The 23,817-nt window shown below is 71.5% G+C and carries 23 protein-coding genes, 1 pseudogene and 1 riboswitch; of the genes and pseudogenes, 11 read left to right on the top strand and 13 right to left on the bottom strand.

Features of this window, described 5'->3' with window-relative positions; translation table 11 throughout:
- Positions 1–76 precede the first annotated feature (76 nt).
- The 6 genes from G6R24_RS06860 to G6R24_RS06885 all read left to right on the top strand — a co-directional run bounded on the left by G6R24_RS06860 (position 77) and on the right by G6R24_RS06885 (position 5,912).
- Complete coding sequence (locus tag G6R24_RS06860; RefSeq protein WP_225438211.1) at positions 77–1,474, top strand: sensor histidine kinase; 1,398 nt, start codon at positions 77–79, stop codon at positions 1,472–1,474.
- The gene (locus tag G6R24_RS06865) at positions 1,471–2,106 is read left to right on the top strand and encodes a response regulator (protein WP_163548323.1); all 636 of its coding nucleotides are present in this window, start codon (positions 1,471–1,473) and stop codon (positions 2,104–2,106) included. The genes G6R24_RS06860 and G6R24_RS06865 overlap by 4 nt, the downstream gene beginning before the upstream one ends.
- A gap of 49 nt (positions 2,107–2,155) precedes the next feature.
- The gene (locus G6R24_RS06870; RefSeq protein WP_225438212.1) at positions 2,156–3,433 is read left to right on the top strand and encodes an ABC transporter ATP-binding protein; all 1,278 of its coding nucleotides are present in this window, start codon (positions 2,156–2,158) and stop codon (positions 3,431–3,433) included.
- Positions 3,430–4,266 (top strand): ABC transporter, encoded by an 837-nt coding sequence (locus G6R24_RS06875; RefSeq protein WP_163548324.1) that lies wholly within the window; start codon positions 3,430–3,432, stop codon positions 4,264–4,266. The genes G6R24_RS06870 and G6R24_RS06875 overlap by 4 nt, the downstream gene beginning before the upstream one ends.
- A gap of 175 nt (positions 4,267–4,441) precedes the next feature.
- Entirely contained in the window at positions 4,442–5,101 is a 660-nt protein-coding gene (locus tag G6R24_RS06880; RefSeq protein ID WP_175084622.1) for a molybdopterin-dependent oxidoreductase, read from the top strand.
- Positions 5,088–5,912, top strand: a complete 825-nt coding sequence (locus G6R24_RS06885; RefSeq protein ID WP_163548325.1) for a cytochrome b/b6 domain-containing protein — start codon at positions 5,088–5,090, stop codon at positions 5,910–5,912. Before G6R24_RS06880 ends, G6R24_RS06885 begins: the two co-directional genes overlap by 14 nt.
- Here the strand turns inward: G6R24_RS06885 and G6R24_RS06890 are convergent.
- Both G6R24_RS06890 and G6R24_RS23520 read right to left on the bottom strand, forming a co-directional pair.
- Positions 5,878–6,282, bottom strand: a complete 405-nt coding sequence (locus G6R24_RS06890) for a CD225/dispanin family protein (protein WP_163548326.1) — start codon at positions 6,280–6,282, stop codon at positions 5,878–5,880. The genes G6R24_RS06885 and G6R24_RS06890 overlap by 35 nt on opposite strands.
- A gap of 7 nt (positions 6,283–6,289) precedes the next feature.
- Positions 6,290–6,949 carry a CD225/dispanin family protein gene (locus G6R24_RS23520; RefSeq protein ID WP_163548327.1) on the bottom strand — a complete coding sequence of 220 codons (660 nt, stop codon included), beginning with the start codon at positions 6,947–6,949 and terminating at the stop codon, positions 6,290–6,292.
- 507 nt (positions 6,950–7,456) lie between these two features.
- Here G6R24_RS23520 and G6R24_RS06900 point away from each other — a divergent pair.
- Positions 7,457–8,791: a glycoside hydrolase family 26 protein gene (locus tag G6R24_RS06900; protein ID WP_163548328.1), complete on the top strand. Its 1,335-nt coding sequence runs from the start codon at positions 7,457–7,459 to the stop codon at positions 8,789–8,791.
- 15 nt (positions 8,792–8,806) lie between these two features.
- Here G6R24_RS06900 and G6R24_RS06905 read toward each other — a convergent pair whose 3' ends face one another.
- The 7 genes and pseudogenes from G6R24_RS06905 to G6R24_RS06930 form a co-directional block, all read right to left on the bottom strand.
- A complete protein-coding gene (locus G6R24_RS06905; protein ID WP_163548329.1) occupies positions 8,807–9,286 on the bottom strand; it encodes an NUDIX hydrolase in 480 nt (159 codons plus the stop codon).
- Positions 9,287–9,410: 124 nt separating this feature from the next.
- Positions 9,411–10,244: a TIGR03085 family metal-binding protein gene (locus tag G6R24_RS06910; protein WP_163548330.1), complete on the bottom strand. Its 834-nt coding sequence runs from the start codon at positions 10,242–10,244 to the stop codon at positions 9,411–9,413.
- Positions 10,245–10,361: 117 nt separating this feature from the next.
- A complete protein-coding gene (locus G6R24_RS06915) occupies positions 10,362–10,787 on the bottom strand; it encodes a response regulator (RefSeq protein ID WP_163548331.1) in 426 nt (141 codons plus the stop codon).
- The gene (locus tag G6R24_RS06920; protein WP_338083963.1) at positions 10,780–11,982 is read right to left on the bottom strand and encodes a sensor histidine kinase; all 1,203 of its coding nucleotides are present in this window, start codon (positions 11,980–11,982) and stop codon (positions 10,780–10,782) included. The genes G6R24_RS06915 and G6R24_RS06920 overlap by 8 nt, the downstream gene beginning before the upstream one ends.
- Positions 11,983–12,003: 21 nt before the next feature.
- Positions 12,004–12,489 (bottom strand): CHASE3 domain-containing protein, encoded by a 486-nt coding sequence (locus tag G6R24_RS23620; protein WP_338083962.1) that lies wholly within the window; start codon positions 12,487–12,489, stop codon positions 12,004–12,006.
- Positions 12,489–13,683, bottom strand: a pseudogene (locus G6R24_RS06925) (PP2C family protein-serine/threonine phosphatase). Before G6R24_RS06925 ends, G6R24_RS23620 begins: the two are co-directional and overlap by 1 nt.
- A gap of 177 nt (positions 13,684–13,860) precedes the next feature.
- Entirely contained in the window at positions 13,861–14,760 is a 900-nt protein-coding gene (locus tag G6R24_RS06930; protein WP_225438213.1) for a hemerythrin domain-containing protein, read from the bottom strand.
- Between the two features lie 125 nt (positions 14,761–14,885).
- Here G6R24_RS06930 and G6R24_RS06935 point away from each other — a divergent pair, with 125 nt between their 5' ends.
- Positions 14,886–15,314, top strand: a complete 429-nt coding sequence (locus tag G6R24_RS06935) for a hypothetical protein (protein WP_225438214.1) — start codon at positions 14,886–14,888, stop codon at positions 15,312–15,314.
- Between the two features lie 76 nt (positions 15,315–15,390).
- Here the strand turns inward: G6R24_RS06935 and G6R24_RS06940 are convergent, their stop codons facing one another.
- Positions 15,391–16,104: a PhzF family phenazine biosynthesis protein gene (locus G6R24_RS06940; protein WP_163548333.1), complete on the bottom strand. Its 714-nt coding sequence runs from the start codon at positions 16,102–16,104 to the stop codon at positions 15,391–15,393.
- A gap of 239 nt (positions 16,105–16,343) precedes the next feature.
- On the opposite strand from G6R24_RS06940, the gene corA reads away from it, so the two are divergent.
- From corA to G6R24_RS06955, 3 genes are all read left to right on the top strand, one after another.
- On the top strand, positions 16,344–17,630 hold the full coding sequence (gene corA, locus G6R24_RS06945; RefSeq protein ID WP_163548334.1) for a magnesium/cobalt transporter CorA: 1,287 nt from the start codon (positions 16,344–16,346) through the stop codon (positions 17,628–17,630).
- Positions 17,631–18,060: 430 nt separating this feature from the next.
- On the top strand, positions 18,061–18,408 hold the full coding sequence (locus G6R24_RS06950; RefSeq protein WP_338084416.1) for a hypothetical protein: 348 nt from the start codon (positions 18,061–18,063) through the stop codon (positions 18,406–18,408).
- A 386-nt stretch (positions 18,409–18,794) separates the two neighbouring features.
- Positions 18,795–18,973, top strand: a riboswitch (cyclic di-AMP (ydaO/yuaA leader).
- Between the two features lie 5 nt (positions 18,974–18,978).
- On the top strand, positions 18,979–20,073 hold the full coding sequence (locus tag G6R24_RS06955; protein WP_217451600.1) for a C40 family peptidase: 1,095 nt from the start codon (positions 18,979–18,981) through the stop codon (positions 20,071–20,073).
- Positions 20,074–20,752: 679 nt separating this feature from the next.
- Here the strand turns inward: G6R24_RS06955 and G6R24_RS06960 are convergent.
- From G6R24_RS06960 to G6R24_RS06970, 3 genes are all read right to left on the bottom strand, one after another.
- A complete protein-coding gene (locus G6R24_RS06960) occupies positions 20,753–21,403 on the bottom strand; it encodes a PHB depolymerase family esterase (RefSeq protein ID WP_225438215.1) in 651 nt (216 codons plus the stop codon).
- A 92-nt stretch (positions 21,404–21,495) separates the two neighbouring features.
- Positions 21,496–22,326, bottom strand: a complete 831-nt coding sequence (locus tag G6R24_RS06965) for a type 1 glutamine amidotransferase (protein ID WP_163548337.1) — start codon at positions 22,324–22,326, stop codon at positions 21,496–21,498.
- Entirely contained in the window at positions 22,323–23,573 is a 1,251-nt protein-coding gene (locus tag G6R24_RS06970; RefSeq protein ID WP_163548338.1) for a Mur ligase family protein, read from the bottom strand. Before G6R24_RS06970 ends, G6R24_RS06965 begins: the two co-directional genes overlap by 4 nt.
- Positions 23,574–23,817 lie beyond the last annotated feature (244 nt).

Raw genomic sequence — 23,817 nt, forward strand, 5'->3', positions numbered from 1 at the left:
TGTACGCGACGTGCCGTAGGCGAGGTACGTCCGCAGACGGATGACCTGCCCGTCCGCGAGCCGTTACCGTCGCGGGATGGCGGACGCGGCGAGGCGTACGGCGCGGTGGGCGGCGGAGGTCCTCCGGCTGGTCGTCGCGGCGGCGGTGGTGATCGGCGGTTCGGCGGGCGCGTCGCACGACGTCGAGAGTGGGCGTCAGCTGGACACCGCGGCCTTCGTGCTGCTCGGGTTGCTGACGGGCACGGTGCTGCTGCGTGAACGGTCGCCGTTGATGATGGTGGCGGTGGCCGCTCCGGTGCTCGGGGGCTATCTCGGCGCCGGGTATCCGCATGGGCCGTCGTTCGCGCCGCTGGTGGTGGCGCTGCTGTCGCTGGGTCTGCATCGTGATCACCGGACGGCCTGGTGGGCCGCGGGCGGTGCCGCCGTGCTGGTGCTCGCCGGGACGACGGTGGCCGCCGTCCGCCAGGAGCCGGCGTCCGGGTGGGGATGGTCCGTCCGCGTCCTCGTGGTGGTCCTGGTCTGCGGTGTCCCGACTCTGATCGGGATTCTGCTGCGCGGCGGGCGTGGGGCAGCGGCCCGAGCCAAGGAGGAGGCCACGCTGCGCCGGATCGAACAGGAGCGGCTGCGGCTGGCGCGGGAGGTCCATGACGTGGTCGGGCACAGCCTGTCGGTCATCTCGCTGCGCGCCGCCGTCGCCCTGCACGTCCTCGACCGCCGACCCGAGCAGGCCCAGTTGGCGCTCGAGGCGATCCGCCGGACCAGCGTCGATGCCCTCGAGGAGCTGCGCGCCACCCTGACCCTCAGCCGTGCCGGCACCCTCAGTCGGGTTGGCCCTCTCTCCCCCAGCCTCAGCCCCGCCACCGCCCCTGCCCCTGCCCCTGCCGCTACTGCTGCTGCCGCCGGCCCAGGCGGCCCTGGCACGTCCGAGCCCCGTGCGTCCGAGATGGACGCGCCGGCTCCGCCGTTGACCGGGTTGCGACGGCTGTCGTCGCTGGTGGACGAGGTGCGGCTGTGTGGGATACCGGTCGACCTGCGCCTGGGCGGGGTGCCGGAACAGCTCGAACACCTGCCGCTGGACGTCGACCTGGCGGCGTTCCGGATCATCCAGGAGTCGCTGACGAACGTGCTGCGACACACCGCACGCGGTACGACCCGGGTCGAGGTGGTCGTGACACTCGCCGAGCAGCGGCTCACCCTCGAGGTCGTGGACCACGTCCTCGACCAGATCCCACCGGTCGTCGACGATGTGGCGCCGGTGGGTCACGGACTCACCGGCCTGCGGGAACGCACGGCGGAGCTGGGTGGGACGATGTCCGCCGGACCGGTGGCCGACGGCTGGCGGGTACACGCCGTCCTGCCGGCCCGCGCTCAGCCGCACTCGGGCGCACCGGCGCTGGCGGCACCACAGCCGGGGGCACCACAGCCGGGGGCGCGGCCGGTGGAGGCGGCGCCCCGACGGCGGGGAGTGTCGTGATTCGGGTCGTGATCGCGGACGATCAGCCACTGGTGCGCCTGGGGCTGCGGGTTCTGTTGGAGACCGAGGACGATCTGACGCTGGTCGGCGAGGCCGAGAACGGTCAGGCCGCGGTCGACGTGGTCCGCGCGACCCGGCCGGACGTGGTGCTGCTCGACATCCGGATGCCGGTGCTCGACGGTCTGGCCGCGCTGCGCGCGATCGTCGCCGAGCCGGCGTTGGCGGCGACCAGGGTCATCATCGTCACCACGTTCGAGGTGGACGAGTACGTCTTCGAGGCGCTGCGCTCCGGGGCGTCCGGTTTCCTGCTCAAGGACGCGGAGCCGGCCGATCTGTTGCGCGCGGTTCGGGTGGTCGCGGCGGGCGAGTCGCTGCTGTCCCCGTCGGTGACCCGCCTGGTGATCGACACGTTCGCCCGCCGACCGACCCTCGACGCCCCTGACCTGCGCAGTCTCACCGAACGCGAGGTGATGGGCCTGGTGGGTCGCGGCCTGTCCAACGACGAGATCGCCGCCCGCCTGGTCATCAGCCCGGCGACGGCACGCACCCACGTCAGCCGGGTGATGGTCAAACTGGCCGCCCGCGACCGCGCGCAACTGGCCGTCCTCGCCCACCAGTCCGGCCTCGGCTGAGCGCCACCCCGGCCGAGACGCGCAGCCTGGACTGCGCGCGGTTACGTAGGTGAATGTCGCTGTCCGTCGGACGACGCACGCGGCCCGCACCGGCACGCTGCTCGACATGACAACAGCGATCGGCCGCCCGCCCGGGACGATCCCGACACCACCAGGCTCCGCCCGATCCGCGCCCGGACCCGCCGCAGGCTCCCCCACCTGGCCGTCCACAGGCGTCACCAGTGCCACAGACGTCCCCAGCGCCATTGACGTGCGGGGGCTGACGAAGCGATACGGCCGACGCACCGCGGTGGACGGGCTGGACATCACGATTCCCACGGGGGTCGTCGCCGGCTTCGTCGGACCGAACGGTGCCGGCAAGACCACCACGCTGCGGATGCTGCTCGGCCTGGTCCGGCCCAGTGGCGGCGACGGGACCGTCCTCGGGCAGCCGCTGCGGGCCCCCGCCGCCTACCTGCCCCGGGTGGGTGCGCTGATCGAGAGCCCGGCGCTGTATCCGGCGCTGTCGGGCCGACGTAACCTCACCGCCCTCGCCGTCCTCGCCGGCATCCCCCGCGCCCAGGTGGACGCACGGGTCGAGACGATCCTCGACCAGGTGGGGCTCGCCGGCCGCGGCGGTGACCGCTTCCGCTCCTACTCCCTGGGGATGAAGCAGCGCCTCGCGATCGGCGCCGCCCTGCTCACCGACCCGGACCTGCTCGTCCTGGACGAGCCGACCAACGGTCTGGACCCGATCGGCATCCGCGAGATGCGCACCCTCATCCGCTCGCTGACCGGACGCCCCACCCAGCCCCCCGAGACCGAGACCGAGACCGACGCCGACGCCGACGCCGAGGCCGAGGCCGCTCGACCGCGGGGGCGGACGGTGCTCGTCTCGTCCCATCTGCTGGCCGAGGTGGAACAGATCTGCGACTGGCTGATCGTCGTGGAGGGCGGCCGGCTCGCCTACCAGGGGCCCACCGACCGGCTGATGGCCAGCCATACCGTCGACGTCGTCCTGCGTCCGGAGCACGACCGCGACATCGCACCCCTGACGGACCTGCTCGCCGGCCTTGGCCTACCGGCCACCCGCGGGGAACGCGACGTCGTCGTCACGGTGGACGCGGGAGACCGCGAGTCCCGGGAGTACGTCCGTGCGCTCGCCGAGGTGAACCGGGCAGCGGCGTCCCGCGGCATCACCCTGATCGAGATGTCCCCCCGGCGCGACAGCCTTGAGGACCGCTACCAGGGTCTCGTCACCGCGGCCCGCGCCGACGGTGCGACTCACCCACCCTCGGCACACACGTCCACGGCACACACGTCCACGGTTCAGGGGGCTCGGCGATGAACGGTGTTCGATCGACGTGGCGTTCCCTGCGGGCCGAGCTGGTGAAGGTGTGGCGGCCGAGCACGGCGGTGGCGACAGGGCTGCTGGCGGCGCTCAGTGTGCTCTCGACCGTCCTCGTCCTCAGCCTGGCGGACGATCCCGCGCCCAGTGGCGGACCACCGGCGCCTGGCCCCGGCGACGGGCCGGCGGGGTTCGCCGTGACGACCGCCCAGCTCACGGCCGCATCCGGGATAGCTCGTGGGTTCGCGGGCGGCAGCACCTTCACCGGACTGTTGGTCTTCCTGGTGGTCGCCATCGCGATCACCCTCGAATACGGCCAGGGAACGCTGCGCACCCTCTTTCTGCGCGAGCCGCGCCGGCTCGGCTGGCTGGCCGGGCGGATGATCCTCACCCTCGCGCTGGTCGCGGTGGCACTGGTCGCGGCCCTGGTGCTCAGCGTGGCGGCGGCGGTGGTGACCGCCGGGATCCGCGGCATCGACACGTCCGCCTGGTGGAGCGTGGACGGTGTCCGCGCGCTCGCCACCAGTTACCGCAACGCCCTGCTGGCGTCGGCGTTCTTCAGCGTGGTCGGTACCGCGCTCGGCGTGGCGCTGCGGTCCACGGCGGTGACGCTCGCCGCCGGTGTCGCCTGGATGTTCCCCCTCGAGCACATCATCGAGGCGTCGTGGAACGGCGCGGGCCGGGTCTTCCCCGGCCTGGTCTTCGACGCCGTCGGCCAGGGCGGCGTCGCCGACGTCAGCTACGGCGACGCCCTGCTCGTCGGGACGGCCTACGCCCTCGGCGCGGCCGCCCTCGCCGCGCTCACCCTCACCCGCCGAGACATCACCTCCTGACCCGCGACGTCCCTCCCGATGTGGGGTCCCCTTCCGACGCGGGACGTCTCCTCGCGACGCCGACGGCCGCGGGCCGTGCTGGTCCGGCGGCCGGTCGGGTTTGTTAAGGAACCGGGTGTTCACTGAGAAGGTGGCATCCGAGGGCACGCCGGTGGGCCGGCGGATCGTGCTCGGGATGGTCGCGCTCGGTGCCGCGGGCATCGCTGTCGGCGCGCGGGTCGAGCGGGTGCTGGAGCGGGCCATCGACCCGGTGCGGCGCAACGATCCGACCGGCCTGTCCGATCTCGTGCCCATCGGCAACTTCCGTTACTACTCGGTCACCTCCAGCGTCCCGCGGCTCGGGCCGGCCGACTACCGGCTGCGCGTGCACGGCCTGGTCGACCGGCCGCGGACGCTGACCCTCGCCGACCTCGGCGCGATGCGCCAGACCGCGCTGGTCCGCGACTTCCAGTGCGTCACCGGCTGGCGGGTCGGCAACGTGCACTGGTCCGGGGTGCTGCTGAGCGACCTGCTGGCCGCCGTCGGGGTCCGGCCCACCGCGCGGGCGCTGACGTTTCGCTCCTTCGACGGCAGCTACACCGAGAGTCTCACCCTCGACCAGGCCACCCGACCGGACGTCCTGGTCGCCCTGCGGATGCTCGACGGCCCGGTCACCCACGACCATGGCGGACCCGTCCGCCTGTACATCGCGCCGATGTACGGCTACAAGTCGATCAAATGGCTCGGCGAGATCGAGGCCGTCGACCATGTCACCCCCGGCTACTGGGAGCAGCGCGGCTACGACGTCGACGGCTGGATCGGCCGCTCCAACGGTCGCGACGATGACCCCGTCTGAGTTCCCCGTCGTGCCGACGACCCCGGGCGAGCCGGCTGTTCCCTCGGACCCGGGACGCGGCGGCGGGTCGGCGTCCGTGCGGCGGTTCGGGCGAGCGACCCGGCTGGTCCACTGGACGACCGCCGCGGCGATGGGAAGCTGCCTGATCACCGGGGCCGTGCTGCTGCTGCCACCGTTGGCCGAACTCGTGGGCCGGCGGCGGCTGGTCGAGACCATCCACCTGTACTCCGGGCTGGCCCTGCCCATCCCGATGCTCGTCGCGGCAGGCGCCGTGAGCTACCGCCGCGACGTCCGCGCGCTCAACCGTTTCACCACGTCGGACGGGGCCTGGCTGCGGGCCAGGCTGCGGTTCGGGGCCTGGCAACGGGCCCGAGCCCGGGGCGCGACCGCCGGTGGGGTCGGCAAGTTCAACGCCGGCCAGAAGCTCTACGCCGCGTTCGTCGCGGGCAGCATCCTGGTGATGCTCGGCACCGGCGTCCTGATGCGGTGGGGTCCGGACCTGCCCGGCGGTCTACCGGACGCGTGGCGCACCGGCTCGACCTTCGTCCACGACCTGCTGGCCTACGGCCTGTTCTTCGGCGTCGCCGGCCACCTCTGGATGGCCGCACACGACCCGATCGCCCGGGTCGGCATCCGCACCGGCACCGTTCCCGCCTGGTGGGCCGCCCGCGAACACCCCGCCTGGACGACATCCGCCGCCCGCCCCCACCGCACCCTCGACGAGGACACCCTGCTGACCGACGGGGACGACCCGACCAGCGAGGACGATCCGGCCGTCAGGCCCGGTCGTGCGCGATCGCCACGAGGATGACGACCGCGACGACGTAGGTCAGCAGTACCACCACGAACGTGATCAGCGAGACGATGCACCAGCGTCGCGCCCGAGCCGACGCCTGGCGGGCCGCCCGCACATCCCCCAGTTGCAGCCGGTTCTGCGCGATCGACGCGTACACCAGCGCGATGGCCCCGGTGGGCAGGCAGCACAACAGGGTGGCAACCAGCGACTGCCACAGATAGGTCCGGACCGGTCGCTCCCACTCGACCTCACCCGACGGCCCGACCTCGACGACCGGGGCCCCGGTCTCTCCCACATCGCCGTACTCCACAGAGACGTCCTCGTCTGCGGAGGTGCTGTGGCCGGCGGAGTCGGCGGAGTCGGCGGGATCAGGCCGGACGGGCATGGGACGCTCAGGTCGTCAGCGGGCCGAGGGTGGAGAATCCGCCGCTCGAGTCGTCGTCGAACGCGCCGGAGAGCCCCAGGATCAGGACGATCGCCAGCGGCACGATGGCCAGCAGCAGCGAGATGACGCACCACATCCGCGCCTTGCTGGACGCGTTGCGGGCACCGTCGATGTCACCGGTCTGCCGGCGCGGATCGACCTTGGTCGCGTAGAGGATCGCGACCACGCCGGCTGGCAGACAGCACAGCAGCGTCACCACGATCGACTGCCACAGATAGTTCGGGACGGGCTGGCCGTAGGGCGGCGGCGGGCCGAACCCACCGGGCGCCCCGTAACCCTGGGGCGCCCGGTAACCCTGGGGCGCGCCATAGCCGCCCGGTGGCGGACCGTAGCCGCCGGCGGGCTGCCCGTAGCCCTGCGCGTCCTGCCCCTGCTGGTAACCGGGCTGGCCGTAGCCACCCTGGCCGTAACCGGGCTGGCCGTAACCGGAGCCGGGCTGAACGTAGCCACCCTGGCCGTAGCCACCCTGCTCGTAACCGGGGTTGGGTTGGCCCTGGCCGGGCTGGTTCCAGTCGGGCTGGCCCTGCCCCTGGTCGTAGCCGCCCTGCCCCGGCTGGTAGCCGCCCTGGGGATCCGTGCCCGACGGGTACTCGGGTGGCTGGGACATTCGGTGTGCTCCTGGCGTCTGGAAAAGTCGTGGGCGAGCGGACGACCCCAACCACGGCGACCGCTCGCTCGTGGGCACATGCGTGCGAGCACATTGTGGCACAACGGGACCTTGTTGACCTCCGTGTGCCGTCCCGCCGGTCGTGGCATCGGCGACCCTCGCGGCCGGCTGGCCGGCCACCTTCGCGAGGGCCCCCGGAGACCCCCGATTCGACACTCAGACCGCGAATCTCACCCGAAGAACAAGGGATACACATCGCTCAGACGGTCTGCCTACGGACATCTAAGACATACTGCGCCACCTGGGACGTCCCCAAAAAAAATCGTCCGTGTAGTGTCCGGTCATACCTGACCAGATCGACCACTGGGGCACCGAGGGGGTACCCCGGCCGCACCCCACATCGACATCTCTGGCCGCTGCGCGACATGGAGGTCATCCGCTTCGCTTGCGAAGCCGGGACCCGGGGGGGTTCTGACGCCGACACGCCACGCACGGAGGGATACCGCGGTGAAGCACCGATCGGAGGGCACGTCCGGTCCGCCGAAGGCCCGCGCTGGCTCACGGCGTCGACGGCGGCACTCCCGCCATCCGGTCTGGCTCGCCTCGCTTGGCGTGCTGGCCATCCTGGCCGCGGCGATCGGCTGGAACCTCGCCCCCACGGGCGACAGCACTGACGGCGCGTCCACCATCGAGGCGGCGGCCGCGCACCCGAACCAGCATCGTGGTCGGCCTTCCGCCAGCCCGACCCCCTCGGTCAGCGCCACCGCGCGCGGCACCACCTCGCCCGCCCCCAGCCCGGCCGCGGGCGGCACCGGCACCGGCAAGTCCGGGGCAACCGGCGCCTCCGGCACGTCCGGTACCGCGTCGGGCTCGCGGACGACCACGACCACCGCGCCGCGCACCACCACTCCCACGCGGGCACCCGCCGCACCCGTGGTGGCCCCGCCGGCCGTGTCCGGTGGCGGCGCCGTTCCCGGCGGGATGAGCGGGCTGGCCGCCGGCTCCCTGACACAGGTGAACGCGTGGGCGGCCTTCCGCGGCTCCCCGGTCACCGCCGTGGTCACCTTCAGCGACCGGTCCAGCTGGCAGACGATCACGAACCCGTGGCTGGGTTCGGGCCCGGAGAAGCTTTCGACCTTCGCCGGCACCTGGGTGATCTCGCAGCCGTTCTTCCCGAACGGGCAGGGTGACATGAACTCCTGCGCGAACGGTGCCTACAGCAGCCAGTGGGCGAGCTTCGGCCGCTGGCTCGTCGCCAAGGGGCGGCCCGCGAGCATCGTCCGCCTCGCCTGGGAGTTCAACGGCGACTGGTTCCCGTGGTCGGTGTCGAAGACGAACGCCACCACCTGGGTCAGCTGCTTCCGGCAGGTCGTCAGCGCCATCCGCTCGACCGACCCGCAGGCCCGCATCGACTGGGCCCTGAACGCACACAGCGGTGGAGCCTGGTCGGTCTACCCGGGTGACGCCTACGTCGACATCATCGGGGTGGACACCTACGACCACTGGCCGGCGAGCACCAGCGACGCCACCTTCGCCACCCAGTGCGCCGAGGCCACCGGCCTGTGCTCGGCGATCGCCTTCGCCCGCCAGCACGGCAAGCAGTTCTCGGTGCCCGAATGGGGCCTGGTCGGCAAGTCCGACACCGGTGCCGGACGGGCTGGGACGGCCGGCGGCGACAACCCCGTCTACATCCGCGACATGTACAACACGTTCAAGGCGAACAAGGACATCCTCGCCTACGAGTCGTACTTCAACGACTCCGCGCCGGGCAACGTCCACTCGTCCCTGCTGAACCCCAACGAGAACCCGAACGGCGCCGCCACCTACGCCTCCCTGTGGTAGTCGCCTGAAGGTCGGTCACAGGCGCAGGGGGGTCCTCGGTGGGCCTCCCGAAAGCCAGCTGTCGAGCAGGCGCACCAGGCCGGTCGGGTAGACCGTGTCGCCGGTCGCGCGCAGTTCGGCCGCCGTCCACCAGGACCAGCCGAGAATCGACCGGCGCTCCGTCTCCGTCCACCGCGAGGCGTCCGGCTCCGGTCGACGCGGCACGCGGACGGCGTAGAACGTCTCGGCCTGGCGATAGTCCCGACCCAGGTAGGTGAAGGACGTCCGGCGGGTCGCGACCGGCTGGCCCGTGTCGGCCAACCGGTAGCCGACCTCCTCGAAGATCTCCCGGACCGCCGCCTGCTCCGGCGTCTCGCCCGGATCAAGCCCCCCACCCGGCACATGCCACCAGGACGGCGCCGCGTCCAGGCTCGGATCATGGGAGCGGATCAGCAGCACCGCGTCCGTCGGATCGACCAGCAGCACACGCGCGGCCCGCCGGGACTTCGCCACCATGCTCCCAGCCTCGCAGCCCTGGCCCATCAGTGCCGGCGAATTGCGCCGAATGCCCGATGTCCGCCCGGCCACACGGCTCGCCGCCCGCACCGCAGCGGGGGTCGGCGGGGGTCGACTGGACGGCTCAGAGGCCGATGGGGGCGTGGCGCAGGTGGTCGATGTCGGCGGCGGTGCCGCGCAGGTCCACCTGGGCGATCCGGCCACGGCCGAACGCGAACAGGAGGATCTCCTCGGGGAGGCCGACTATCTCGACCACGGGATCGCCGCCGCGCAGTGTGAGCCGGCCGGGGCGGTCGGTGCGTTCGGCGACCACGCCGATGCCGGCCCGGCGGAAACCGACGAGTCCGGCTAGGCGCAGGGCGTTCCACATCATGCCGCGGCTGGCCATGTCGAGATCGCGGGGCTTCCAGGCGATGTCGATGTCCAGGCCGAACCCGAAGCCGAGGTGGGAGCCGACGCTGGAGCCGTCCGTGGATCCCGTGCTGGGATCGGCGCCCGGACCCGCGCCGGAACCCGAACCGGAGCCTGCACCGGAGCCCACGGCGGAACCGACGGTAGAGCGTGCGCCGACGCCGATGGTGGAGCGTGCGGTCGGGACCGCGGTGGAACGGCGGATGTCCTCGGCGTGGATGAAGAACTCGACGAGGTTGGTGGCGTCGTCGAGCGGACCGAAGCGGGTCGGATGCCAGCGGGGCGGGCCGGCGCGGAAGATCTCGATCAGGTCCGGATACGGATGGGCGCGCATGGTGGCGCGCTCGGCTCGTTCGGTGAGGCCGTGCAGGCGGCCGATCACCAGGCCGGGAGCGGCCCACGGTGACCGCTCCCGGGTGACCAGATGGGCTGCCAGGTCGTGGTTCGTCCAGCCCGCACACAACGTGGGATGGGCCGGGCCGTACTCGCCGAGCAGATCGGCCAGGGCCTGGCGCTGCACGCGGGCGGGTCGTGGTCCGGTGGCCATGTTCGCACTGTAGGCGACCTCGGCCCATCCGCGCGGCAACGTCGACCGCCAGCTACCGCATCGGGCGGACGAAGGTCACCGGTGCCAGGTCACCGGGGTCGGTGACCTGGCACCGGGTCACTGGCCGGGGAGGCGGGCGACGGTGACGAAGAAGTCGTCGATATGGCGGACGACAGCGACGAAACGGTCGAAGTCGACCGGCTTGGTGATGTAGGCGTTGGCGTGCAGGTCGTAGCTGCGCAGCACGTCCTCCTCGGCCTCGGACGTGGTGAGCACGACGATCGGGATGCGTCGCTTGACCTCGCGCAGGACCTCCCGTCCGTCGCGGCGGGGCAGGTTGAGATCGAGCAGGATCAGGTCGGGCCGGGGGGCGCCGACGTACTCGCCCTCGCCCCGCAGGTAGGCGAGCGCCTCGACGCCGTCACTGACGACGTTGAGGTGGTTGCGCAGTTTGTGGTCCGCGAACGCCTCACGGGTCATGAGGACGTCCCCGGGGTCGTCCTCGACGAGCAGGACCTCGACAGGGACGAGCTGTTCACTCACGTTGTTCTCCGGACGGTCGGGCGGCCTTGGCGGCGCGGACGAGATCGACAGCGCCGGCAGACACAGGGCCGACGGATACAGCGGGAGATGCGGGTGCGGGTGCGGGAGCCGCGGCGGTGCGGCGCGGGAGGGTGAAGCGGAAGGTGGTGCCGGGGCGGGCCTCGGTGTCGAGCCAGATCAGTCCACCATGGAACTCGATGATCTTGCGGCAGAGGGCGAGACCGATACCGGTCCCGGCGAACACCTCCCGGCTGTGCAGACGCTGGAAGATGACGAAGATCTTCTCGGCGTACTCGGTCTCGATGCCGATGCCGTTGTCGGCACAGGAGAACTCGAAGGTGTCGGCGTGTTCGACCACGCCGATGTGCACCCGCGGCGGATCCTCCCCGTGGAACTTCAGGGCGTTGCCGATCAGGTTGGTCAGCAGCTGGGTGAGCAGCATCGGGTCGCCGCGCACGATCGGCAGTTCGTCCGCGCTGACCTCGGCGTCGAGGCTTTCGATCGTCAGCGACAGGGTCGTGGTGGCACGGGTGAGCAGCTCGCCGAGGGGGATGTCGACGAAGCTCTCGGTGGTCCGTCCGACCCGGGAGAAGGCAAGCAGGTCGTTGATCAGCTGTTGCATCCGCTTGGCGCCGTCGACGGCGAAGGCGATGTACTGGACGCCGCGGTCGTCGAGCTTGTCGCCGTAGCGGCGTTCGAGCAGCTGGCAGAAGCTCGCGACCTTGCGCAGGGGCTCCTGGAGGTCGTGCGAGGCGACGTAGGCGAACTGCTCGAGGTCGCGGTTGGAGCGGCGCAGCACCTCGGCCTGCGCCTCGACCTCGCCGCGGGCCGCCCGGGCGACACCGAGCTCACCGATGAGCTGCTGGCGCATCAGCTCGACGGCGGCCGCCAGCGTGACGATCTCCGGCGGACCGGTGGGTTCGACCACATGGTCGAGGCTGCCGGTGGCGACGGTGCGGGCGTCCCCACCGACCTGTTCGATCGGACGGGTGACCCAGACGCGCAGCGCCCAGTAGATCGCGGCGAACAGCGCCACCATCGCCGCGGCACCGATCGACAGCGCTATCACCAGGAAGTTTAGCGCGCTCCGGACATCCGAGCTGGCCTCGCTGGCGTGGTCGAGCAACACCGCGTTGAGCGCGTTGGCGCTGCCGCGGACCGCGTCGAACAGGACCTTGCCGGGGGCCAGCGGCACCTGACGGGCCGCCGAGACGCCCTAGGCGCGCACCGCGGCGATCGCCGGGTCGGCGTACGCGGTGTGCCAGGCGCGGATGCGCGCGTCCAACGCCGTGACACCGGCCAGCAGGTCGGGCCGGCCGGCCAGCACCCCACGCAGCTCGGCGAGATCACGGCGTTCCTCGGTCCGTCCGGCGTTGTAGGGAGAGAGGTAGTCCTCGGTGCCCTGCAGCAGGTAGCCGCGCAGGCCGGTCTCCTGGTCCACCACGCTGGCGACGAGCCGGTTGGACGCCAGCAACGCCGGCGCCATCACGTCGCTGCGGGTGTGGATGGCATCGGTGAGCCGCACCAGCGACGACGCGACCACACCCACCACGACCAGCAGCACCACCGCCGCGATCACATAGGTGACCCCCAGCCGCCGCCGCAGTCGCCACCTGCCCAGCCCGGACGAACCACCCCCGGTCGCACCATCCCCGGCCGGCGCGCCAGCCGTCGGCGCGCTGGGTGCCGCGACGGCGGGCATCAGTCATCGCCCCGCATCAGCAGGAGCAGGGCGACGTCGTCGGTGAGCGGGCCGCCGTTGCGGGCCTCGATCCGGTCGATGAGGCTGTCGAGCAGGTGGTCGGGGCCCTGAGGCGGCCACAGCTTCGCGAGCTCGGGGAGAACCCCCTCCCAACCCCAGGGGTTCGCCACCGGGGCCGTCCCGGCCCTCCAGCAGGCCGTCGGTGACCAGCAGCAGCGCCCAGCGCGGGCCGAGCTCGACCCGCACCTCCTGGGTCAGGTCCTCGTCGAGGATGCCGAGGGCGGGGCTGACGACATCACCGGGCAGGGCCGCGAGCCGCGGATACAGAATCGCCGGGGGCGGATGCCCGGCCAGGCGCATCCGGGCGTACTCACGATCCGCGGCGATGGAAAGCTCACAGACCGTCGCGAAAATCTCATCATGATCTCGTTCGCTGACCAGCACCCGCTGGAGATACCCCAACCGGTCGGCCTCCCGCACACCGGCGAGCACAAGTGTTCGCCACGCGATACGCAGGCTCACCCCGAGGGCCGCCTCGTCCGGGCCGTGCCCGCAGACATCGCCGAGCAGGACGTGCAGGACACCGTCGGGCGTCGCCACCATGTCGTAGAAGTCCCCGCCGAGCAGCGACTGGCGCCGACCGGGGCGATAGCGGGTGTCGTGGCGCAGCCGCAGGTCGTCGTAGAGGGGGCGCGGGAGCAGACCGCGTTCGAGCCGGGACCGCTCCGCGGCCTGCAACTCGGACTCACGCAGCGCCTGGGCGGCCGTGTCGGCCCTGGTCCGCTCGATCGCGTAACGCACCGCGCGGACCAGGTCGCGCCCGTCCACCTGGCCCTTGACCAGGTAGTCCTGCGCCCCCGCGGCGACGGCCTGCTCGCCGCGGTACTCGTCGACCAGACCGGTGAGCACGACGACCGGCGCGCCGGACTCGACCTCGAGCAGCCGCCGCAACGCGGACAGACCCTCGCTGTCGGGCAGGCCGAGATCCAACAGGATGCAGGCGGCGCCGGCGCTGCCGACCAGCGCCTCGGCGACGGTGCGCACCCGGATGACGGAGACCGGGGCGGACACCTCCTCCAACAGCTCGGAGACGAGGAACGCATCCCCGTCATCATCCTCGACCAGCAGGATCGGCCAGATCACGTCCGCTGGCGTCGCGGGCGCCGGGGCGACTGCGCTCTCGGTTCCGGACACATCTCCTCGGCAGTGCACGACGTGCGGGCCATATCGGCCCAACCTGGACCCGAAGCATGGCATGTCGAGTGGCAGACGCGGGGAAGGGAACACCAAACGGGCTTGTCGTCGCGGTCATTACCCGACCAAGGTCAGTAACATTTCACCATACGGTCAGGGTCGCCACCCCCCGATCGACTATCCGCCACCCACCGATCGGGCCCGCTCACCGGCTGCGGCGGTGGCACCGTCCGCGGGCGATCCGCCGGCCGGCCCGGCCGCGGGTACCGCGGCACCGGCCGTGGGATCGGCGGTGGTGACGGTGAGGGTCTCGGCGGGCCACTCCGGGGCCGGTGCGGTCGGGCGGCCCAGCAGGTACCAGCCCCAGAGACCGGCGGGCGCCGGAGCACGAACGGGGGCACCGGCCACCTCACGGGCATCCATCACATCCAGCAGATGATCGATGGTGCCAAGCAGCCGGACGGTGGCGCTGCCGCCGAACGGGCCGCCGTGCCCGAGATGCGGATGCGGCCGGCTCGGGGCGTGGCGCATCGCGGCGGAGAACCGCTCCCGCAGGCGGGTGCGCTCGCTGTCGGACAGCGTCCGGTCGAGCTCGTGCAGCAGCGCGTTCTCGGTCTGGGCATGCTCGGTGAGCAGGACCGCGAGGTCCCGGCGCAGGCTCGTGACGCTGACCGCCGGACGGTTGAGATCGCCCTGCACGTACTGCTCGATGCCGCGCATCACCGAGGAGCTGCGCCGCGCCAACCGGCGCAGCTCCGTCACCCGCGCTCGCCCGCCGGGCACGTTGCGCGCGCACATCGGGTAGACGACGGCCTCCATCGCGCTCAGATGCGCGGAGATCGCCGCGACGGCGACGTCGTTGGCCCGCAGCACCTGCCGCGGGTCGCTGGGCGTGGCGTTCACGCCCCCCGGATCGGCCGCGCCCCCTGGATCGACCTCGGGCGAGCCACCGGCCAGTTCGATCAGGTGGAAGGCATCCGCATGCGCCGAATCCACCAGGGTCGCCAACGCCTCGGCCATGATCACCTCGTCGAACGGACGAATGGAGTAACGGATCACTGTCAATACGTCGAACATACGCCCTGCTCACGACGGCCGCATCCGGAAAATGTCTACACAAAGTAAGCGGACACTGAAGAACGCGTACCGAACTCGGGACGCATATGTGTACCCTGCGAAAGATTTCCACTACTGTGACCGCCATGGCCGTCAGGAATGTCCCCCTGATCCAGAACCAGCCCACACCCGACCAGCCGGTGCGAGAGCAGTCGCGGCCGGTCCGGGAGCAGGCCGTCTTCGCCGCCCGCTCACGCCTGACCGACGCCCGGCGGCGTTACCTCAACCATGCGCTGCCCCCGCTGGGCAGCCTGCTCGTGCGCCATCAGATCGCGGTGGCCGACACCGTCGAGTGGCCCTGGGCACGCGTGTCCGGCTGGCCGCATCCGGCGCTGCTGCGCGGGCGCAGCCTCAGCGACGGCGCGCACCCCTCGCTCACCCACGTCCGGATGGGCCTGCCGCTGCGCATCCACAGCGTCGACATCGTCGACTGGGCCATCATCGACGCCCGCGGTGAGATCACCGAAGGCGCGTGGACGCGCATGCTGCGCTCACCCGCCGAACCGCCACTCTGACGAGCGGGTAGCCGTCCACGCGGGGAGGAGCCGTCCGCGCGGGCAGGAGAGGAGAGGCGCCGCTGGCAGGTGGGGCTCAGTCGGCGAGGAAGTCGTCGAGATGGTCGATGTGGAGGGTCTCGTCCTCGACGACGAGGCCGCCGATGTCGGCGAAGCCCTCCGGGCCGGGCGCGGCCAGCACGATCGAGCCGATGCCGTGGCGGATCGTCAGCCGGCGCTCGAGCCGCGCGGCGAGCAGCATGGACGCCGACCCGCACGCCTCGTCCTCGGCGACACCGTGGCGCTCCCCGAACGCACGCGCCCGCACGACGCCGGCCTGTTCGTCCAGCCAGGCCCAGACCTGCACGAGATCGTCCTGTTCGGGGCGTGGCAGTGTCAGCTGTTCGACCTCGGCGGGGCTGCCCACCTGGCGGTGCGTCCAGCCGGTGACACCGGTGAGCGCCGCCCGGGTCCACACCCGGCCCTGGTCCTGCCAGCTCACCGCGTCCCCACCGGCCAGACGCAGGACCGCCGGATGCCCGCCCAGCAGCCGGGCGATCAGCCACGCGGCGCCGACAAGGGCGTCCCCCGCGGTCGGCACCTGCCGGTCAGGGGTGTGCACGGCGAGTTCCGCCTGCTCCAGGTCGTCGACGAAGACGGTCGCGGGCACGCCGAGCCGCCGTGCGATCTGAGCCCGTTCCCGCTGGTCGGGCAGTAGTTTGGCCGCGTCGAGCACCACCGCGAGCAGGCTGCCCGCCGCGCCGGTCTCATCGGCGAACACCCGCAGCCTGCGTACCTCGATCTCGGTCACCCGTACCTCCGTGGCTGGCGCCGGGCCGCCCGTGGGCCGCCACGGCAGTGTGCGCGTCACCTTCGCCATCACGCTCGCCATCCCACGGCACACCCGCGTATCCACACGGAACACCGAGGACGGATCCTCTTGCCCGACCGGGACCCTGCCCGGCGGTCCCGGTCGCCTTGTCACGATGGCAACCGGTACGTCAGAACAGCCAACGGTACGCCGATGGCCTGGAAGGGGGCGACGAAGCGATGACGCAAGGCGACGCCGCGGACAACAACGGTGTGGACATCTCCAGTACGGCGAACACCCCCGGACAACCTCACTTCTCGACACCACACGGCCGCGGCCCGGCCGACCCGCCCGGTGCGCTCGACCAGTCGGGGTCCCAGGGTGAGCATCCGGTGCTGGACGCGTTGGAGCACGCCTCGGCGAACGCCCACCGGCTGGCCGGCGCGCTCAGCCGACCGGCGGTCTCGCTGGTGCGGGTCGGCCGCAAGCGGCGCCGGGCCCGCGCGATCATCCGACAGTCCACACCGGACGGACGGGTGATGGCCTGCGGGGTCTACAGCCACGGCAAGCGGGTGACGATGGACGTCAACACCGCCGACGCGCTCCGGCTCGCACGCGACGAACGGGACGGGTTCGCCTGGCTGGGCCTGTTCGAACCGACCTACGAGCAGCTCGCCGAGGTCGCGCAGGAGTACGGACTGGACAAGCTCGCCGTCGAGGACGCCGTCACCGGCGGGCAGCGACCCAAGCTCGAGCAGTACGAGAACCACCTGTTCATGGTGCTCAAGACCACGACCTACGTCGCGCACACCGAGGTGACCGGCACCTCGGAGGTGGTCACCACCGGCGAGATCATGATCTTTCTGGGGGAGGACTTCGTCGTCACGGTGCGCCACGGGCAGCACGGTGAGATGTCGAAGCTGCGCCGTCAGCTCGAGGCCGCCCCGGAGATGCTGCGCCACGGCCCGACCGCCGTCCTGCACGCGATCTGCGACAGCATCGTCGATGACTACGTGGACACCGTCGAGAAGATCCAGGTGGATGTCGACCAGATCGAGGCCGGGGTGTTCCGCCGCGATCACACCCCGTCCACCGAGTCCGCCTACCAGATGAAGCGGGAGCTGCTCGAACTCAAGCACGCCGTCCAGCCGCTGGCCGGACCGCTGCGCAGCCTCATCCTGGACCGGCCACGAATGGTGGACGTCGCGATGCGCCGCTACTTCCGCGACGTCGCCGACCATCTCGAGCAGGTCAGCGAGCGGATCTCGCACTTTGACGAACTGCTCTCCTCGGTGCTCCAGGCCACACTTACCCAGCTGACCATCGCGCAGAACGAGGACATGCGGCGGATCAGCGCCTGGGTGGCGATCGCCGCCGTTCCGACCGCGCTCGCCGGAATCTACGGAATGAACTTCGAGCACATGCCCGAGCTGCGCCAGACCTGGGGCTATCCCGCGGTCCTGAGCGTGATGGTGGTCGCCTGTCTGCTGCTGTACCGGGCGTTCAAACGTAACGGTTGGCTTTAGTCGACCCGAAAGTGACCTGCATCATTGACGCCGGCCGGGACTCGGTGCCCCGCAGCGCATCGTCAGCGGCCGGCGTCGCTGACGGAACGGCCCGATCCCCATGCCACCCCTCTTCTGCCCCTCTTCACAGGCGATGGGACATCGCCCGTCGAGTGGCCGATCAGCGCATGACCATACAAATAACGCCCAAACCGCCGGTACGCCGCAAAACACGCAGCCAGCCGGTGGTCCATGGTTCATTTTTACTATCAGTTGACAGTGCCGACGTATCCGTACGATGGGTTACATTCGGTCGTCGCCGTCGGCTACCGTAACCATCCGTGTCGGAGCGACCGGGCCTCGCCTCCGCGGCTCGGCACAGCCCCCGATCCCCCACCCCCCAGGGGAGCTCATGCCCTCGTCTGACCCCGCCCGGCGAGCGACCACCCCCATGCCCGACCGCGGTGATCTGATCGTCGAGCTGGTCGGCCGCCTGGAGGTCCTCGACGGCCTGTTGAGCCGGCTGGAGGAAGCCGAGCGTCAGGCCAAGGACGCCAGCGAGTTCCTCGCCCGCACACGCGACTGGCAGGAGGAGACGGTCCGCACCATCCAGGAGGAGCGGGCCCGGATGCGCCAGCGCCAACGCGCCCTGGACGCGCTCGCCGACCGTGCCCGCGCCGCCGTCGCCTCCCTTGCCCACCAGCGTTCGTTGCCCGGCGAGGTCCAGCTGCTCGCCCTCGAACTCCAGATGCTCGACACCGCCGGTTTCCTCTCCCGCCGCGGCCGGACCCCCCGTTGACGCGCCCCTCGGATCTGCCTGATGGGCATGAACCACGGCCGGGACGGCCCGCCGCGCGGCCCCGACTCCGCGGTTACCGGGTGCGACCGAGGCTGTGTCCACCTGTGGGTGTCCAATCGGGGCGACCCGGCTGCGGACACCCGGTTCCACGACGTCACGGCATCGATCCGGGGGTTGGCGACCACCTCCCATCCAGGCGTTTTCGCGTGCTGGGACGGCCTGATCGGCTCGGCTGGGCGGCACTTGTGGTGGCCCGGGCACGGGCACTTCAGTGCACACTGCCTGTAGTTGGGAGGAGCTAGTGTTTACCCGCACCATCCGAGTGGACTAGTCTCACGCCGACGAAACGACAACACCGGGCCGAACGCCGAATCCTGCCCCCGGCCCCGGTGTCCCCTCCGAGTCGTCATCTGGGGCAGGAGCGGGGGACCCATCCTCCACACCGGCCAGCACCGAACCGCGGTGCCGGCCTAGGGGTGAAGTTCGCAGCGTGAAGGTCACGCCGCGGGCCGGGCAGCCCAGCCCGAACCCGACAGCTCACTTCGCAGGCGTACGGGAAGGAATACATCGTTGTCCGCACAAAGCGTGCAGCTCGACGAAGATTCACGCGTCGCGGGTCGCGGCCGTCACCGTGCCCCGTCCCCCACGCCGGTCGCCCGTAGCCGGGGCCGGGCGCGTGCCTTCGCCGCGATGACCACCGGGACCGTCGCGGTCTCCGGAGTGGCCCTGGCTGGCTGTGCCACCGACGTCCACGCCGACCAGGCGCGCGACGAGTCGACGAACACCGCCCCGGTCACCCTCGCCGCGCAGATCGGCTCGCGAGCCGCCCTCGGCGGCAGCATCGCCGCCGCGGCGATCAGCTCCGACGGTTCCGTCGGCACCACCCTGACCACCACGACCGTCGACGCACCGCCCCTGGCGGGCAAGGTGCAGGTCGGCCTGCGGGTCACCAACCCGAACGTGACGGTCACCGCGAACGAGCCCGTGGACATCGGCTTCTCGCTGTTCAACGAGGCCACCCACGAGCCGCTGGCGAACCAGCTCGTCAAGGTGCAGGTCAAGCTGCCCACCGGCTGGGCGACCTTCAAGCACCTGTACACCAACGACCAAGGCTACACGTCGTACACGGCCCGGGTGCTCACCACGACGAACGTCACCGCGATCTTCGACGGGACGGACGCCCTCCAGTCGGCGCACTCGTCGAACGACGCCACCCTGCAGGTCGCGCAGCCCGCCCCGGCGGCGGCGGCCTCGCGTGCCCGCGGTGCGATCATCGACAACGTCTCCGTCGACGTGGACGTCCCGCTCCCGGCGAACTCCATCGGCGAGAAGGCCGTCTACCTGGCCTCTCTGCAGGCCGGCAAGCCCTACGTCTACGGCGCCGACGGCCCGAGCTCGTTCGACTGCTCCGGGCTCGTCCAGTACGTCTACCGGCAGCTGGGCAAGACCCTGCCGCGCACGACGGACGCCCAGTTCGCCGCCACCACCCGGATCTCCATGTACAACAAGCAGCCCGGAGATCTGATCTTCCTGGGTACGCCCGGCAACATCTACCACGTCGGCATCTACGCCGGTAACGGCAAGATGTGGGTCGCCCCGCACACCGGCAACGTCGTGAAGCTCCAGTCGATCTACACCACGTCGTACTACGTGGGCCGGATCTGACGACACCTTCGCCACCGCTTCGTCCGAGCCGGGCCCAGCGGCCACCCTCCCGCACGTTCCGAGGGTAGCCAGCAGCCCTTCCTGGACCTCGCGGCGCCTGCCGTGGACACGACCTGACCTGGACGACTGACGCCGCCCGCGACCACCCCCCTCCGGTCGCGGTCAGCTAGCAGCCGTACACGTCCACGCGTCGGCACGTCTCGTACTTCCGGACACGTTCGGCACCATCCAGTGCCCTGGTCGGGCATGCTCCCCCGACCGGTCGTCCGGCAGCGGCACGCTGCCCTTACCGGTCACCATCGTCGCTGACCCGGCCATACCCCAGCCGACCGGGCACCCCGCACCTGTCTGGCAGGAGCCGTCTGTTCCTTCCGGCCGGACGGACGTCAGATCTCCCCCCATCTGACGTCCGTCCGGCCGGATGGCCACCGACTCCGCCGGCCTTCCCTCGGATCCCCCCCCATCCAGAGTGGAAGGCCGGCGGACTCCCGGAGCCGTTCGGCCTAGGCCCGCCGACGCCGCTACCCCCTCCCGGCGGCGTCGGCGGGCCTCCCATCCCCACCGGCCCGCATCCGGCCTTTCCCCTTCGCCGGGCCTCGTCCGACGGTTCTCCTCATCCGCCAGCCCACGTCTGACGGGGCGGACGGACAGGCGGGACGGGAAGGCGGGCAGGCGGCGGTCAGGCGGGCAGGCGGTGGCCTGAGGATGCCTTCCAGAGGGCCTCGCTGACTTTCTTGTCCCAGTCCGTCTCGGCGACGCGTTCGACGGGGACGCGGCCGGCACAGGGCGACTGGGGCTCCTGGGTGAACTGGCCCACGACACCCACGACGGCGAAGGCGGGGGTGCCGGCCGAGCAGACGGCGGTGAGGGCCAGCCGGGCGCCTTCACCGACGCCCCAGATGTAGATCCGATTCGGATCGATCTTGCTTTTCTTCGTCGACACGTAGTCGATGACGTCCCGGATGTAGCGGGCGTCGGGGCCGTCGGGGCTGTCGATGCGCCAGGTACCGCCGACGGCTTCGGGGTAGGCGACGGCGAAGGTCTTCTCGTTGGCCACGGAGCCGGCCTTGCTGTCATGGTCGAAGGTCTTGGCCGAGGTGTTGTCGTCGTGAAGGATCAGCACGAGCGGAATCGGCTTCTTGGGGCTGCCGGGAGCGTGCACATACAGCTCCCGGCCGGACGAACCGTAGCCCTTCGGTATCGCGTCCCGCTTGGTCTTCGGACCGCTGTCATGCTGGATGAAGACCCAGAGCACGACGACGACCGCCGCGACGATGTACCCGGTTCGTTTGTTCTTGCCCCACCAGCCGGCAAGGGGATTGGCTGCCACGGTCCCACGGAACCACACCGCCCCAGTCGAAACCCCGCAAACGTGTGATCGGACAACCGTGGCCCGACCACCACGAAGGTGCCGTTGGGCGGTCAGCCGGCGGTGAGCGCGCGGTGCCGGGCCTCCCGCAGCGCAACGGTTTCCGGCGGTCCGGACAGCGGCGGCAGCGTGCCATGCACCCAGGTCAGCAGCAGGTCCGCCAGCGCCGGATTCTGCGCCAGCACCGGCCCGTGCAGGTAGGTGCCCAGCACCCGCCCGTCCACGATCCCGTCGGTCCCCGCCGAGGACGAACCGTCATCCGGCCCAGCCGTCCCACCGGCACGCCCGCCAGCGCCACCACCGGCAGCGCCAGCACCGCTGGAGCCGTCGCCGATGCCGCGGCGGACCGTCCCGAGGGGGAATCCCTGGCAGCCGGGCAGGCGCCTGGTCCGTCCGGCGTGGTTCTCGTAGCCGAAGAGGGTGGGCAGGCCGAGGCGGGGGTCGGGTTCGACGACGATGTCGCCGACGGCGCGCCCCGGCGGGGGGGCGTCCGGACCGGCGAAGGAACGGCGGGTCTCGATCCCGACCAGACCCAGCCCCTCGTGGATCTCCCCGCCGGACGGGAAGCTCTGACCGATCACCTGGTAGCCGGCGCAGACCGCGAGCACCGCCGCACCGCCGTGCACCGCCCGGGGGATCGCCCGGTTCTGCCGGATACCGTCGGCCGCGAGCACCTGCGGGGCGTCCTCACCGCCGCCGAGCAGGTAGATGTCACACCCTTCGGGCACCGGCGAACCGGCGGGGACGTCGACCCGTTCGACCGGCAGGCCACGCCAGCGCAGCCGCCGTTCCAGCACGATCGCGTTGCCGCCGTCACCGTAGGTACCGAGCAGCTCCGGGTAGATCAGCGCGATCCGGGTCGTCGAGACGCCGCGGCGGCTCATCGGGTGCACCGCACGAGCAGGTCGCGGAAGGCGGTGTAGTTGGCGACCACGTCGACGACCTTCTCGTTGGCCGCCTGAGCGGCGTCCTCGGCGCTGCGGTGCACGCTGTGCGGCACCTCCGCGTAGGCCAAGCGCACGCTCATGTCCTCCTTGCGCTCCCCGGTGACGAGCACCTGCCGGCCGGCGAGCCGTTCGAGCGGGACGTCCCAGATCCACGAGGGGTCGCGGCCGTCGGCGGTCTGCGAGTTGAAGTCGATGACGACGGGACGCGGCGGGGCGTCGGCGAGCAGCTCCATCATCTCCACCCAGCCGGCGGGGTTCTTCGCGAGCAGCAGCCGCCCGCGCCGACCCTGTTCGCCGAGGAAGACCTCCTGATAGCGCCCCTGGACGTCACCCAGGCCGGTCATCGCGGCCAGCGCCGCCTCGACCTCCACACCGAACTCGCGGGCGGCGGCCGCCGCCATCGCCGCGTTGCCGAGGTTCACCCATCCGGGCAGGTCGAGGCGGGCCGGGACGGTGCGGCCGTACCAGCGCAGCTCCCGCGGCCCGATCACCGAGACGATCGGCTCCGGCCGGGCCAGCCCGCATTCGGACCACCAGCCGTTGGCGTTGCGGTGCAGCAGCCGGGCGCACTGCGGGCAGACCATCGCGTCCGCCGTCCAGTTCTGCCCCGCCGACACCCACACCTGCCGCGACCAGCCGGCCGCCGCCCACGCGACGAGGGGATCGTCCACATTGGCGACGACGGTCGTGCCGGGCAGTTCGGCGCCGAGCTCACGCCACATCGCGGCGATCCGCCGGGTCTCGTTGGACCGGTCCAGCTGGTCGCGGCTGATGTTGAGCAGCAGCACGACCCGCGGCCCGATCTCCCGGGTGACCTTCGGCAGCCAGATCTCGTCGACCTCGAGGGCCGCCGCCGCGTCGAACGGCGGCTTCGACAGCGCGGCGAGCACCCCCGGGGCCATGTTCGCCCCGCCGCTGTTCGACTTGACCGGCCCCAGGGTGCCCAGCGCCCGCGCGAGCAGCCGGGTCGTCGTCGTCTTGCCGTTCGTGCCCGACACGCAGGCGGTGGGACGCCGGGAACCGACCTCGGCGAGGGCCCCCGGGGACACCCGAAGGGCCAGTTTCCCGCCGATCATCTCCCCGGAACCACGGCCAAGCCGACGGGACGCCTCGGCGGCGAGCCGCTCCAGGGCAAGGGCGGCCTGCGTCCGGGCGGTGAACCTACGCGGAAATGATGTCGTCATCGCGCTTTCTACAGTGCCACGGCGGCGGCCGGCACCGGACGCCGCCCCCGGATCCGTTCCGGTATCTCCCCAGCATCCCCTGTGCGCTGTCAGCACACCGCGAGCGGCTACCGTCAGCCGCCGCTCGAGACCCCACCCCGCACCGACGGACCTGTTCGGTCCGTCACCCGCGGACTACCCGGATGTGCCCATGGGACCTTGGTGTAGCTGTCGCCCGACTGGCACGGTAGAACTCACCCATTGG

Origin of the sequence: Candidatus Frankia nodulisporulans, assembly GCF_902806475.1 — a bacterium.
Lineage (GTDB): Bacteria > Actinomycetota > Actinomycetes > Frankiales > Frankiaceae > Frankia > Frankia umida.

Excerpts from the sequence above, each read along its gene's own strand:
- G6R24_RS06885 (WP_163548325.1), top strand. The coding sequence starts at position 5,088 with ATGACCCCGTCTGAGTTCCCCGTCGTGCCGACGACCCCGGGCGAGCCG.
- G6R24_RS06860 (WP_225438211.1), top strand. The coding sequence starts at position 77 with ATGGCGGACGCGGCGAGGCGTACGGCGCGGTGGGCGGCGGAGGTCCTC.
- G6R24_RS06890 (WP_163548326.1), bottom strand. The coding sequence starts at position 6,282 with ATGCCCGTCCGGCCTGATCCCGCCGACTCCGCCGACTCCGCCGGCCAC.
- G6R24_RS06950 (WP_338084416.1), top strand. The coding sequence starts at position 18,061 with ATGCCCGACCGCGGTGATCTGATCGTCGAGCTGGTCGGCCGCCTGGAG.
- G6R24_RS06875 (WP_163548324.1), top strand. The coding sequence starts at position 3,430 with ATGAACGGTGTTCGATCGACGTGGCGTTCCCTGCGGGCCGAGCTGGTG.
- G6R24_RS06965 (WP_163548337.1), bottom strand. The coding sequence starts at position 22,326 with ATGAGCCGCCGCGGCGTCTCGACGACCCGGATCGCGCTGATCTACCCG.
- G6R24_RS23620 (WP_338083962.1), bottom strand. The coding sequence starts at position 12,489 with ATGCCCGCCGTCGCGGCACCCAGCGCGCCGACGGCTGGCGCGCCGGCC.
- G6R24_RS23520 (WP_163548327.1), bottom strand. The coding sequence starts at position 6,949 with ATGTCCCAGCCACCCGAGTACCCGTCGGGCACGGATCCCCAGGGCGGC.
- G6R24_RS06930 (WP_225438213.1), bottom strand. The coding sequence starts at position 14,760 with ATGTTCGACGTATTGACAGTGATCCGTTACTCCATTCGTCCGTTCGAC.
- G6R24_RS06880 (WP_175084622.1), top strand. The coding sequence starts at position 4,442 with ATGGTCGCGCTCGGTGCCGCGGGCATCGCTGTCGGCGCGCGGGTCGAG.
- G6R24_RS06970 (WP_163548338.1), bottom strand. The coding sequence starts at position 23,573 with ATGACGACATCATTTCCGCGTAGGTTCACCGCCCGGACGCAGGCCGCC.
- corA (WP_163548334.1), top strand. The coding sequence starts at position 16,344 with ATGACGCAAGGCGACGCCGCGGACAACAACGGTGTGGACATCTCCAGT.
- G6R24_RS06910 (WP_163548330.1), bottom strand. The coding sequence starts at position 10,244 with ATGGCCACCGGACCACGACCCGCCCGCGTGCAGCGCCAGGCCCTGGCC.
- G6R24_RS06905 (WP_163548329.1), bottom strand. The coding sequence starts at position 9,286 with ATGGTGGCGAAGTCCCGGCGGGCCGCGCGTGTGCTGCTGGTCGATCCG.
- G6R24_RS06935 (WP_225438214.1), top strand. The coding sequence starts at position 14,886 with ATGGCCGTCAGGAATGTCCCCCTGATCCAGAACCAGCCCACACCCGAC.